Source organism: Bacillus sp. FJAT-52991, from assembly GCF_037201805.1.
GTDB lineage: Bacteria > Bacillota > Bacilli > Bacillales > Domibacillaceae > Bacillus_CE > Bacillus_CE kandeliae.
In genome coordinates, this window is the sequence record NZ_CP147404.1 from 2953507 (window position 1) to 2965802 (window position 12296).

A 12296-nucleotide genomic window follows, 5' to 3' on the forward strand; every position below is an offset into this window, starting at 1 on the left:
TTAGAACTACCCCAAAGAAAACGCTTCCATAAGACTTTGCATGTCTGCAAACACGATTTTCTGCTATTAGTTAACAAAAATACAGGATAGAGAGGCAATCAAGTTTGAACTTGATTGCCCTTCCGAAGTTAAATCCGCTCTGGTTGTTTTACTTTCTTTTGATACGATCTCCATGTAATGCACCACTTTTCTGGGTTATCAAGAAAATCTCTCTCATCCAATTTGTGGATTGTACTATTATATGGAGCATTTTGAACAATCTCTGGATTTTCATAAGCTTCCTTTGAAATTTGCTCAAGAGCTGCAATATACTCATCCAAATCGGCTTTTGAGTAGCTTTCCGTTGGTTCAAGTGTAAATGGCTGTGGCACGATGTATGGATGATGACTCGTCCAATAATGAAGACCGAAGTCCGTCATTCTTCTTTGCACGTCCTCAGTTGTCACACCTGTTTCAGCTGTCATCTGCTCCCAGCTATAGCGCACCTGCTCAAGACGCTGTCCTTTTACATAAGGAGCGCTTGCCCCGCGAATCTTTTGGATTTTATGATACAAATAGTTGTTATTGAGAACGGCCGTTTGTGCTACTTCTTTTAAACCATCTGGACCTAGCGCGCGAATCCAAGCATACGATCTTAAGACAGTTTGCGCGACTCCGTGGAATGCACGTACTTTCCCAATGGAATGTTCAAGATCCTCATTCAGATAGTATTTTTCCCCATCAAATTCTACAATTGGTGCAGGCAAGTATTCTTTTAGTTTTTCAACAACTCCAAGAGCACCTGTTGCCGGACCTCCACACATATGCGGAGCGGCAAATGTTTTATGGAGGTTAAAGAAGCACATATCAAACCCTGCTTCTTTTGCACGAGTAATCCCTAGAAGACCATTGGCATTCGCTTGATCGTAATAACAAATGCCTCCTGCTTCATGAACAATATCGGTAAATTCTTTAATTTTCGGATTATAGATGCCAGTATCTTCCGGATTGGCAACAACGAATCCTGCTGTCCGTTCTGAAACGACCGCTTTCAATTTTTCAATATTCGGGAATCCATCTTCATCTGGATGCAATGTGATCACCTTGAATCCTTTGACTACTGCTGTTGCAGCTTGTGAAGGATGCGAGAAAATAGTTGTAATAATTTCATCACGCTGATCTCCTTCACCACGGGATTCATGATACTTTCTTGCAATCGATGCCATGGCAAACAAAGCTTGAGTGCCGCCACTCGGCTGGAATGAAAAATGATCCATTCCGGAAATTTCCCTCATACATAAATCAAGCTTATAAATAATTTCAAGCATCCCTTGAACGGTGCTTTCATCTTGGAGCGGATGCAATGCCATCATTTTCGGATTCCGAATTAATAGTTCGTTAACCTTTGGGATATATTTCATCGTACACGTTCCTTGGCCAATTTCGACATTGAAATCTGACCCTAATGTTTCTTGTGATAAACGTACATAATGTCTAAGTACACGCGCCTGGCCGATCTCTGGAAGTTTTGGTTTTTCGTTTCTCAACATATCATTTGGAATTGCGGAAACTCCATCGCCAACTTCTGATATGACGAGTTTATCTGATAAGGGAATCTCAACGCCTCTTTCCCCTTGTTGATGAAGTTCAAAAATAATCGGTTCATTCCATTTTGCTTGGTGAAAATCTCTTACTTTGCTTTTTCTCTGGATCTTTTCCATGTTCCCAATCTCCTTTCTCCTTACGTGATTTAGTTCGTTACTATTTCTTGTAGAGATGTGATCAATCGATCAAGGTCATCCTTTGTATGAACTTCTGTTACACAGTACAGAGCAGATTGACCGAATGCTGGGAATTCCTTAGAAAGATCTTTCCCTCCAAAAATCTTTTTCTCTAGCAATTTCTTATTAACCTCGGCGACTGAAAGGCCAGTATCGTTAAAATCGACGATGAATTCTTTAAAGAAAGGTGAACTTAATCGAGAGCCTTTTAACCCTTTAATTTTATTCAGCTGCTTGACAGCGTATTGACTATTTTGCATAATGGTTTGCCCTAACTCATACATTCCATTTGGACCAAGCAAGGACAGATACACCCCTGCTGTAATTCCCCATAATGCTGTTTGAGTTCCCACAGATTCTTTCCCTTTTTCCCGTAAAGCGAAAGATGTCCGATTATAAGCTACATCACCAAATCCGTACTCTCCTTCTTTCACTGTTGGCACGATACCAAACAGACGGGAAGGGTATTCATTCACAAATTTTTCTTCATCTCTTGTTGCGATGAATCCCGCTTGTCCTCCGCTGTAATTCATATGCATGCCGAGCGGCTGGAGATCTCCACAAACAATATCTGCACCATATTGACTTGGCGGTTTCATTACGCCTAATGAAATAGGGTCTACCCCAACAACAACAAGCACTCCATGTTTCTTGGCGATTTCAGAGATTTCATTGCCTTGAGACTCAATAAAACCTAGATAAGAAGGGTTTTCAAAATAGATCGCTGCTGTATCAGCGGATATTTTATTCTTCAAATCTTCTAAATCTAGTTGACCTGTATCGGTATCATGATCTAAAAAAACAAACTCTAGGTCTGGGGAACCGTAATTGCTGATAATTTTTGCTCTTTCTGGTGAAACAGTATTGGCCATCAGCACTTGCTTTCTTCCGGTGATACGAGCAGCCATTCGAATCGATGTGGCCGCTGCTTGTCCCCAGTCAAATGTAGGCACATTGACAACATCCATATCTACAAGTTCAGCTAACAAACTTTGATACTCAAACAACGCCTGATACCGGCCATGATCTTCATAAGGTTCTCCGGCATACGCCGTTAAAAACTCTGACCTTTGATTCACTTCATCACAAACAGCAGGTACAAAATGTTGCCAGCATCCGGCTCCTAGAAAATTCAAATATTCATTCGCACTAATATTCTTATTTAACAATTCTTCAATATGACGACGCAGACCATATTCTGTTAATGCTTCAGGGATATTCATTTCTTCTTTCAAATGAAGCTCCTCGGGAATACAAGAGTACAGCTCCATAGTAGACTGAGCACCAATTTCTTTTAACATTTCCTCTTTCACCTTAGGTACCATATTAGGTATGTAAGGATGCACCTTATTTATCATAGTAATACCTCCTAAAAAATTTTTCTTAATTATGCTAAACCGCCTCCGTCAACAACGAGCTCTGTTCCTGTTACCCAAGCGGATAGATCACAGGCTAAGAATAAAACCCCTTTTGCGATATCGCGCGGAGTACCAATTCGTGCTAGTGGACGATCTGTTGCTGAACCTTTCAAGAATGCTCCCTCTTCCACTTCTAATTGCTTCGCTTCATCTCGTAATAATGGTGTATCGGTATCACCCGGGCAGATGCAATTCACACGGATATTTTGCGGACCATGATCGATAGCCATCGCTTTTGTCAAATTGACAACACCCGCTTTCGCAGCACAATAAGCTGCAGCCTTATCTCCACCTTTTAATCCCCAGCCGGAACCGGTATTAATAATACTTCCACCGCGTTCACTACTCATAATTGGAATTAAATATTTGGATAGAAGATAGACACCTTTTAACGAAACATCAATGACTGAATCCCACTCGGCTTCCTCTAACTCGACCACCGTTTTTCTTCTGATAATCCCTGCGTTATTGAAAAGAACATCGACATGTTTATAGGTTTTTTCGATATGCTGGCTAACCCTTTCACAATCCGCTTTGCTTGTCACATCACACTTTAAGAATTCCGCTTTAAAGTCTTTTTCGCGTAAATATTGTGCCGCTTGAGCCCCATTTTCTTCGTTAATATCAAGTAGAATAACTGTAGCGCCCACTTCCGCTAGTAGTTCGGCCGTCGCATAACCAATCCCGGATGCTGCTCCTGTCACCACCGAGACTTTATCCTTTAGTTGAAAATAATCCAGTGCCATATAACATCCTCCTTTACTGTTGTTGCTAAACTATATTGCAATAAGCGTGCCAACTTACTAGAGTGTTAAAATCAATGGTTTAAAAGATTCATCAACTATTTTTTTGACAAAAATGACAAAAATGAAAATATATTGACAATTTTTAATATTCAAAATTATAATCGAGAAAATATAGCAATTAAAACTGGTGGCAGAAACAAACTATTTACTACTTTTTCTTAAGTTAACTGGATTTCTAAAATGTAGAAAATAACTTAAAACCAAGAGGGGGGTCTCTATTGTCACCAATCAACTCGATTTCCAAAGTTATTTATACGTTTGCAGAACTTTTGCAAATTGAAATCGCTTTTTTTGATCATGAAGGCGTGTTGATTGCATCAACAGAAGAGTATAAGAAAAGAAAAGGAAAGAGAGTTCATTTGCCATTTTTCAAAAAACTGTATGAGCACCCTATCAGCTTTTTACAAAAACCAGGACATATGAAAATGTGTCAAGGCTGTCATTTCCAAAAAAACTGCCCGTCCACGGTAGAAATTGTGCAAAATATTGTACAAGCTGGAAATCAGTACGGATACCTTGTATTCGTAAGCTTTTCTCCAGATGGTCAAACCATGTTGATGGAGCGCCAAAAGGAGTATAGCTACTGGATGTCACAATTAAGCGACATCATCATCAACATATTGAATGAATGCGGGGCTTTTAGACCGGAATTAAAAAAGGAGCACGAGAAAACCAACTATATCCTTGGCAACACTCATACATTAAAAAACTTAAAAGAACTTATAAAAAAACTTGCTAACAGTACCTCCTCTATCGTCATTACAGGGGAAACGGGAACAGGAAAAAGCTTACTCGCAAAGCTTATTCATGAGCAAAGCATGTTTCAAAAAGGGGACTTCATCGAAATAAACTGTGCCAGTATTCCAGAATCTTTGTTTGAAAGTGAATTATTTGGTTATGAAGAAGGAGCGTTTACAGGGGCAAGAAAAAAGGGGAAACAAGGATATTTTGAACTAGCAGACAGAGGAACCCTTTTTTTAGACGAGATTGCTGACCTCCCCATACAAATGCAGCCAAAACTTTTAAAGGTACTGCAGGACGGTATCGTACAAAGAATTGGCGGAACACTTTCTAAAAAAGTAAATGTGAGGATCATTGCTGCTGCTAATCAATCATTGGAAAAGCTAATGGAATCAAAACTGTTTCGTTCAGATCTTTATTACCGGCTGAATGTGATTCCTATCCATTTACCGCCTCTACGAGAAAGAAAAGAAGATATTGCCGAACTAATCCCTATCTTAATGGAGAAATTACAAACACGAACAGGGAAATTTATTCAAGCTTTCGATAAGGAATTTTTAAAAAGGCTGAAACAACATCACTGGCCAGGGAATATCCGAGAGTTAGAAAACGTCATTGAGTATAGTATGAACATGGAAAAAAGCACACAATTAACTGCTTCCTCACTACCTGCTTTTTTGCAGAGAACAAATCATACACAAAAAAAACAAGACCCCTTCACAGATATGGAAAAAGAAATTATTACCCAAAAGCTTAACCAATATGGTTATGACCATGAAGGCAAAAAATTAGTGGCTGAAGATTTAGGGGTCAGTGTCAGAACAATCTATCGAAAAATAGATAAATTTAAAATCACTTTACCTGCTAGATAAGATGTACGTTTTAGGGAATTAATCATCATCATTTCACGTACAGTTATGTATAATTCCAACAAAAAGACATCCTGTATCCCTACAAGATGTCTTTTTCTAGCATAGAAAATGGTTCTTCTTTTTCAATCAGCTGCTTGAGCCATTTTTGACATGGCGGCAAAGTCACTTGAATGATTTTTCCCAAAAATAAAGCGATAAAAATCGTACCGATACCAACCGGTCCCCCTAACAACCAGCCTAAGATGAAGACGGTGATCTCCATGCCATTTCTAACAAGGGTAATGCTCCAGCCCGTTTTCTCTACGATTAACAGCATTAAGCTATCGCGCGGCCCCGCTCCAAGATTAGCAGATACATATAGACTGATGCCAAACCCTAAAATAAGAACGCCGACGATAAAGAACATTATCTGAACGAAAAGCATCTCAGGCGCTGGCAACACGGCGTTAAAGAGATCGATGAAAATCCCAAGTAGAAGCATATTGGCAATCGCCCCAATTTTCGGTGGGGTCTTTGTTCCAATCCATGTGGCGATAATAATGATCATACCGACAAGGATCGACCAAGTACCGATCGTTAATCCGAACTGCTTATATAAACCGTAGTGAAAAACGTCCCACGGTCCGATTCCTAGCACTTTTCCCTTAATCGTTAAAGAGATGCCAAATGAAAGCACGATCAAACCTAGTATAAAAAAGGTCCATCGCAAACGATATTCTCGGCGCATACGCACCCTCCATTTCTATCAGAATACCACTTTATTTAGTATTCCGAAATAGTGTCCTCATCCACTTTAGCATATACACCTCATTATTTTAAGAGATTTTTTAATGCTTCCCTTTTACTTAGTGAGGACAATGAATGTTGCTCGACAAATTGAATAACGAATGGAGGGTTTGTTTTGGCATATTCTCTAAGCGCCCACCCAATTGCCTTTTGGATGAAAAATTCCTTCTGTTCCGAGTGATTGAGAATGATGGACTGAAGTACTTGAACATCTGTATGTTCCTTATATTTTAATTGAAACAAAATACCGATTCGATTGAGCCACATATTGCCCGATTCATTCCAACGTGACACCCAAGCCGCTCGTTCATCTGGAAAGTTGCTCAAAATATGACCAATAAACTTAGAAGCAATCAAATCAATCGTATCCCACCAAGACTTCGATAAAGCGATTTCTTCTAATAAAGGTAAATGCTCAGGAGTAAGCTGTCGCAATGACTTTTCTAAAAAAGCCATTGCGACATATTGATATTCCCTCTCAGGCATTGCCCAAAGCGCACGAATAATGCCTGGCGGCTCCTCCACTGTCGGCTTCCCATGCTCCTTGAGAAACTCTTTAAAAATATTCGTACGTTCTGGAGCAGGGATACCTAGAAAGGCAAACTGATCTTTCATATACGCCGACATTTTTTCTGCTCGTGCTTTATTTTCTTGGGCTTGCATGCGGGTGATTAGTGGTTGTATGTATGATGTTTCCATTAGAGTATGTCCTTTCACTGAGTAATAATACCGTTCTCCCCTATTATATAACAAAAGCCAGGGATGACAGGCACTCCCTAGCTTCTCTAAACTTATTTATACTCCCTCGAATTTTTATATACTTTCCAGGAATCCTTACTAGTGTTTTTCGTTGCGTAGATTGTATGGGTAAACGCATCATTTAATTCATTGGCTTCGTAGAATTGCGAGACTTCTAAATACTGCTTTCCAGCTTTTGTATAGTATATATATTTCGGCTTATATTTACTTGACCAGTCAACATCTTCAAGAAAGTATCCATATGTGTCTGTTCCGCCCGTCTCGTAAAGTTGATTGCCATAGCGGTCCTTTTCACTTTTTCTCGTATGTTCAGCAAAGAACGCATCGATAAATGGTGTCGTAAATCTTTGAGATAAGATCGAGTAAATCTGCTTTTTCGTATACACTTTTTCCGTTAATTGATCTTGTAATGCTCTAGCCTGTTGGACAACAGTTTTTACCGTGGCCAGTGGGATCGAATTGTAAAATCTTAAATAATCTAGTGAGACATAGCCTTTTTGACTTTTGTAGCGGATTTCTGCCCAGCCGGACTTCTCTGAATACACATTGACCTTTTCTGATCGTTTTAACTTACCTATGACTTTCCCTTTCGTACTTGGAGAACTGCGGACATTCAAATAACCACTTGAAATATCCACCGTACCGACTTTCGACTTTGCTGCTTCAGGCTGTTTGGATGCAACAAAAGTAAAGAAAGACATCACCAGAACAAACGACAACACCACTTTCATCCACTTACATTTCATCACTGCCTACCCCCTCAACAGATTTAAACTACCTATATATGGAATTTTACTAGCAGTAGTGATACTTTTCAATATTTTGATTATTTATTCCAAACGAATAAAAATCGACAAAAGTCGGGGAGTGACAGGCACCTCATCTATTTTCAAAGTAGCTCACACAACTTTTTTCACTATGTTTTGTTTCATTTTCAATTATATCGGTAACCCCATTCTCCAGTAGCCTATCTTTCTCACAAAATTGTTTAACATGTTTACCTCTTTTAGTAATCCCATAATAATACGTTGTATCAGGCTCATCTTTAAAAATAACCATATAATGTCCATGATAAAAATCTTTATTTATTAGATGTTTTGGTTCTACGTAATGCGCTTCTTCTATTTCGTCTGTTGTATATCCCTTGTCTTCTAAATATTCAGGAACATACTTATTAGCTATATATTTTGTATAAGGATTTCCGTTACTAAGTAGGTACAAAAAAATAAAAGGACTAGCGATGACAATACCCATTATGACTAAAATCCCCACTAATTTCTTATTCATTGTTACACCACCTTTCGCATCTTCTTGAGATCCAACTCACTTGCTCTTATTGGTTAGCTTTTTGAATTTGATTCCACAATTTATGACAATGAACTTAGCAAATAAGTATAAAAAAACAGCAACCTTCTGAAATAGCAAGTTACAGTTTTTTATACGACCCTTTGCAGATCAAGCCAACACCAATCCGTGAAATGGAAGGCACTTCTATTTATATTTCCGCGAATTTTTGTACACTTTCCACACATCTTTACTGCTATTTTTCGTTGCGTATAGCGTATGAGTGAAGGCGTTGTTTAATTCATTATTAAAAAATATTTATAGTGTAATTTTACACTATAAGTTAAATAATATCCATATTTTTGATATTTTTTAACCAAATAAAAATCGACAGTAAAAATTTAGTTAATGTGGTAAAATAGAGAAAAAGACTATTACTTTCTCACAAAAATAAGGAGGTGGTTCACATGAGTAAATTAATACGTTCCTTTGCCTGCTTGTCCCTATCGATCTCGTTGTTATTTGGATGCAATAAAGATGAAACAGACTTAGATTACTTATCAAGGGTAGATGTGGAAATCACAGATAAGGAAGGCCCCTCAGAAATGATTACAGAAGATGAAAGTGTTGAGGAACTGCGAGAAATATTTCAAAAGATCAAGTGGGATGAGGATGATAGCGTTCAAATGCCGAGAAAGGAAGATGTAAAGGCCACTTTGTTTTTGAGATATAATGAAAATGAGCCTGAGAGATTAGTTGAATATTCCATCTCGTTTCATCAACAAGATGATAACAGAGCAACGATTATTGATCATGATAAAGAATACGTTGGCGCATTAGACCAAGAAAATTCAACACGATTAAAAGAAATTTTACTAAAATAAGAGTGTACGCTTTTCCCTATCACTTTTCGAAGGGTCTAAGCTGATCCCATACACAAGGGCAAAGAAAACAAATGGATAGATAAATAATGTCAACGCTGGGTTTCCTGCTTCATTTAAGAATGATTTCACGCCTATTTCATAAGCAACGTTCGCATTTCTCGGGATGCCAAGAAACGGACCAATCGATAAACACACACCAAACATGAAAACTTTGCTGAAGACCGAATATACACAGTTGCTGATCGTCGGTGCTCTGTCTTTCACAAGCAATACAGCTAACAAGACGGCGAAAGACAAGCCTACACTCGTGATAATAAAGTGTCTAATTTTTTCATCGGGAAGCTCTCCTTTTATTATTAAAAATAGAAAAAACTCGTCCCAAAAAAATAGGGATGAGTTTGTGCTCGCGTTACCACCCGTATTCCGTAAGTATCGACAAAGATACAAACAGCTCTCCAGTCGTGTACTATCATACGCGCTCCATGATAACGGTGACAAACCCGTCAAAGCTTACTGTTGTTCATCTTTGCATCTCAGAAAGGATTATTCTTTTTTTGATATAGTGAAAATCACCATTATCGAACTTAGTAAATGAATAAACAAATAAGTATACACATTAAAAAACAAACTATTTGTGTATTGATTAAACCAACCAAAGCGATAAATTTTCGATTCCGGATTAGCTGGCGTTCCTCCTAATGCAGAGATAAGATCGTTGGTATAATGAATGATTAGATAGATTAGAAGTACACTAAGGAGCACGGAAACCGTTAAAAAGATAGAAGTGAATTTTTTATTCTCTACACTACTGAAAATCTCCCTAATTCTTTTATACGTTAGGATGATACTTAAAATAAAGATGGGCGACAGCAAAGGGATGACTAATATAGCAACATTTCCATTTCCCGATATCACATTAGGACTCATCGTAAAAACTTTTTCTATCAAAATGAATCCGATCAAAGAAAAAATAAGACTCAGTATCCAAATTTTATTTTTCATAAGTTCCTCCCTTCAGTTCTTCAAACATATTATACTAAACATAAAATTCAACTCATCTAACAGATAAAAATCAAAATTCTGCCACAACTCCATTTTGTCAACAGAATCGACATAATTCGGGGAGTGACAGGCACTCCACGGTCAAGGTATAATTATCTTTACAAAATACTACAATATTCGGGGAATTTATGGCCTGAAAAAGGATGAAGATATGACAAAAAAGAAGATTGCTTGGGTGACAGATAGTACGACCTTTGTTACGGAGAAGTTGCGTAATCATCCAGATGTTTATGTTGTTCCTCTCAGCATTATTTTTGGTGAGGAAGCATTTGAGGATGGAGTGACGTTATCCACAGATGAATTGTATAAAAGAATTAAAGCGGAGAAGGAAATTCCGAAGACTTCGCAGCCACCTGTGGGCGTGTTTGCTAGTTTGTTTGAAAAATTGAAAGAAGAGTATGAATGTGCCATAGCGGTTCATGTATCTAGTAAACTAAGCGGCACATATGCGACCTCTAAGGCTGGTGCGGAGCTTGCTGGATTGGACATTCATATGGTCGATTCCAAATCAATGTCCTACGCAATTACTTCGTTGATTTATAAAGGAATGGCATATGCTGATGAGCAGATGGATCCGAAAACGATCGCTGAGAAGCTAGACGCAGAAACGGTCAAATCGCAAAACTTAGTGTTACTAGGTAGCCTTGAGCAATTTTACAAAGGTGGCCGCATGTCGGGCACTTCATATTTGCTCGGTACCGTTTTACAAATCAAACCGATTATTTGCGTCAATACTGACGGAGTATTTGAATTATGCGAAAAAGTACGCTCAGAGAAAAAAGCGACTAAACGTGTGATTGATATCGTCAAAGAGGCGTATAATAAATATCTAATCAAAGAAATCCGCATCATGCACGGAAATGTCCTTGAAAAAGCACAGCATTTTCAGCAACTGCTTGAACAAGAGTTTCCAAATATGAAATTTGTCATCGGTGAAATTAGCTCAACCATCGCTGTTCACGCCGGTGAAGGCACGGTGGCGCTCATTTGGGAGAATGAATAAGAGGATGTCCTATATGGACTATCCTCTTTTTTTGCGATGTTTTCCTCATATCAAACTTTTTTAAAATGAGGTGTCCTTTTCGGTCCTTTTTTTCTATGTAAAGGGTGAATACATAGAATGGGGGCGTCTCACATGCGTTCAGGTCAAATTACTCAATTCCAATCATACAGCCAGTTTCGCGATTTGCAGGAATTCAACCATCATATCGAAGCGTTTTTATTTAAGCATAAAAGGGATTTTACCAAAAGTGAACTGATTTGCTTGAAAACCTTGCTGCGTTTTTGCGCAAAAGTTGTTGGCGTCATCAACGCCTCAATTTCTACTTTATTAAAAGCCGCTCAGGCCAAATTCAGCCCCGTCTCCGAATCCACCTTTCACCGCATGAGAAGAAAAGCGGTGAAGCTAGGCATTTTAAGCGTACATTCGACAAAAAGAAAGGACCAATCTCAATCAAGTAATCTATGGGTGTTTAATCGCTGGATAAATGACACCCCCAAAACAACGAGCGAACAGTCGGAACCCGTACCACATCAAGAGAAAATTGTTGAACAAATGACATCCCATAAAACTAGTACTCTCTTAAAAACTAACTACTCTTTAAAAACACGTAGTTTAAAAAATGTACCTGAATCTTTTATTTCTTATGCTAAAGCGATTTGGAACGATCCTTCGATGACCAAAGAGTGCTACCGCGTCGTGCAGCTATCCACTAAATTTTATTTTCACTATACAGATGAAGATCGCGCCCAACTCGGTCGCGAAGCCTTGAGCATTCTATTTCGCAAGTTAAAAAACGGCAAGAAAATGGATCGCATATTTGGCTATTACTGGGGAATCGTCAATCGTTTATTAGACGAGCGTCATTTTGAATTTTTAGAAGAAGTGGGGTGTGAGGAATAAAGGTGTGTAAGTCTAGAAAAG

At 38.5% G+C, this 12296-nt stretch carries 13 protein-coding genes; 4 read left to right on the forward strand and 9 right to left on the reverse strand.

Annotated features, from left to right (window positions below):
• Positions 1-128: 128 nt before the first annotated feature.
• From gcvPB to WDJ61_RS15225, 3 genes are read right to left on the reverse strand one after another with little or no spacing between them, the layout of a single operon-like run.
• Entirely contained in the window at positions 129-1700 is a 1572-nt protein-coding gene (gene gcvPB / locus WDJ61_RS15215) for an aminomethyl-transferring glycine dehydrogenase subunit GcvPB (RefSeq protein WP_338751184.1), read from the reverse strand.
• Positions 1701-1729: 29 nt separating this feature from the next.
• Positions 1730-3118 (reverse strand): aminomethyl-transferring glycine dehydrogenase subunit GcvPA, encoded by a 1389-nt coding sequence (gene gcvPA / locus WDJ61_RS15220; protein ID WP_338751186.1) that lies wholly within the window; start codon positions 3116-3118, stop codon positions 1730-1732.
• Between the two features lie 29 nt (positions 3119-3147).
• Entirely contained in the window at positions 3148-3924 is a 777-nt protein-coding gene (locus WDJ61_RS15225) for a glucose 1-dehydrogenase (protein WP_338751188.1), read from the reverse strand.
• 278 nt (positions 3925-4202) lie between these two features.
• Here WDJ61_RS15225 and WDJ61_RS15230 point away from each other — a divergent pair, with 278 nt between their 5' ends.
• The gene (locus WDJ61_RS15230; protein ID WP_338751190.1) at positions 4203-5597 is read left to right on the forward strand and encodes a sigma-54 interaction domain-containing protein; all 1395 of its coding nucleotides are present in this window, start codon (positions 4203-4205) and stop codon (positions 5595-5597) included.
• Positions 5598-5676: 79 nt separating this feature from the next.
• Here the strand turns inward: WDJ61_RS15230 and WDJ61_RS15235 are convergent, their stop codons facing one another.
• From WDJ61_RS15235 to WDJ61_RS15250, 4 genes are all read right to left on the reverse strand, one after another.
• Complete coding sequence (locus WDJ61_RS15235; protein WP_338751192.1) at positions 5677-6324, reverse strand: YitT family protein; 648 nt, start codon at positions 6322-6324, stop codon at positions 5677-5679.
• Positions 6325-6407: 83 nt separating this feature from the next.
• Positions 6408-7082, reverse strand: a complete 675-nt coding sequence (locus WDJ61_RS15240) for a DNA alkylation repair protein (RefSeq protein WP_338751194.1) — start codon at positions 7080-7082, stop codon at positions 6408-6410.
• Between the two features lie 92 nt (positions 7083-7174).
• Positions 7175-7888 (reverse strand): SH3 domain-containing protein, encoded by a 714-nt coding sequence (locus WDJ61_RS15245; protein ID WP_338754818.1) that lies wholly within the window; start codon positions 7886-7888, stop codon positions 7175-7177.
• 133 nt (positions 7889-8021) lie between these two features.
• Entirely contained in the window at positions 8022-8429 is a 408-nt protein-coding gene (locus tag WDJ61_RS15250) for a DUF3139 domain-containing protein (protein WP_338751196.1), read from the reverse strand.
• 464 nt (positions 8430-8893) lie between these two features.
• On the opposite strand from WDJ61_RS15250, the gene WDJ61_RS15255 reads away from it, so the two are divergent.
• Positions 8894-9310 carry a hypothetical protein gene (locus WDJ61_RS15255; RefSeq protein ID WP_338751198.1) on the forward strand — a complete coding sequence of 139 codons (417 nt, stop codon included), beginning with the start codon at positions 8894-8896 and terminating at the stop codon, positions 9308-9310.
• Here WDJ61_RS15255 and WDJ61_RS15260 read toward each other — a convergent pair.
• Positions 9302-9817, reverse strand: a complete 516-nt coding sequence (locus tag WDJ61_RS15260) for a branched-chain amino acid transport system II carrier protein (RefSeq protein ID WP_338751200.1) — start codon at positions 9815-9817, stop codon at positions 9302-9304. The two genes, WDJ61_RS15255 and WDJ61_RS15260, sit on opposite strands and share 9 nt — an antisense overlap.
• A gap of 36 nt (positions 9818-9853) precedes the next feature.
• Positions 9854-10237 carry a hypothetical protein gene (locus WDJ61_RS15265; protein WP_338751202.1) on the reverse strand — a complete coding sequence of 128 codons (384 nt, stop codon included), beginning with the start codon at positions 10235-10237 and terminating at the stop codon, positions 9854-9856.
• Between the two features lie 286 nt (positions 10238-10523).
• Here WDJ61_RS15265 and WDJ61_RS15270 point away from each other — a divergent pair, with 286 nt between their 5' ends.
• The gene (locus WDJ61_RS15270) at positions 10524-11375 is read left to right on the forward strand and encodes a DegV family protein (protein ID WP_338751204.1); all 852 of its coding nucleotides are present in this window, start codon (positions 10524-10526) and stop codon (positions 11373-11375) included.
• Positions 11376-11507: 132 nt separating this feature from the next.
• On the forward strand, positions 11508-12275 hold the full coding sequence (locus WDJ61_RS15275) for a hypothetical protein (protein WP_338751206.1): 768 nt from the start codon (positions 11508-11510) through the stop codon (positions 12273-12275).
• Positions 12276-12296 lie beyond the last annotated feature (21 nt).

What these genes read in the sequence shown, in the direction of transcription:
- gcvPB (WP_338751184.1), bottom strand. Translation starts at nt 1,700, where the DNA reads ATGGAAAAGATCCAGAGAAAAAGCAAAGTAAGAGATTTTCACCAAGCA.
- gcvPA (WP_338751186.1), bottom strand. Translation starts at nt 3,118, where the DNA reads ATGATAAATAAGGTGCATCCTTACATACCTAATATGGTACCTAAGGTG.
- WDJ61_RS15225 (WP_338751188.1), bottom strand. Translation starts at nt 3,924, where the DNA reads ATGGCACTGGATTATTTTCAACTAAAGGATAAAGTCTCGGTGGTGACA.
- WDJ61_RS15235 (WP_338751192.1), bottom strand. Translation starts at nt 6,324, where the DNA reads ATGCGCCGAGAATATCGTTTGCGATGGACCTTTTTTATACTAGGTTTG.
- WDJ61_RS15240 (WP_338751194.1), bottom strand. Translation starts at nt 7,082, where the DNA reads ATGGAAACATCATACATACAACCACTAATCACCCGCATGCAAGCCCAA.
- WDJ61_RS15245 (WP_338754818.1), bottom strand. Translation starts at nt 7,888, where the DNA reads ATGAAATGTAAGTGGATGAAAGTGGTGTTGTCGTTTGTTCTGGTGATG.
- WDJ61_RS15250 (WP_338751196.1), bottom strand. Translation starts at nt 8,429, where the DNA reads ATGAATAAGAAATTAGTGGGGATTTTAGTCATAATGGGTATTGTCATC.
- WDJ61_RS15255 (WP_338751198.1), top strand. Translation starts at nt 8,894, where the DNA reads ATGAGTAAATTAATACGTTCCTTTGCCTGCTTGTCCCTATCGATCTCG.
- WDJ61_RS15265 (WP_338751202.1), bottom strand. Translation starts at nt 10,237, where the DNA reads ATGAGTCCTAATGTGATATCGGGAAATGGAAATGTTGCTATATTAGTC.
- WDJ61_RS15270 (WP_338751204.1), top strand. Translation starts at nt 10,524, where the DNA reads ATGACAAAAAAGAAGATTGCTTGGGTGACAGATAGTACGACCTTTGTT.
- WDJ61_RS15275 (WP_338751206.1), top strand. Translation starts at nt 11,508, where the DNA reads ATGCGTTCAGGTCAAATTACTCAATTCCAATCATACAGCCAGTTTCGC.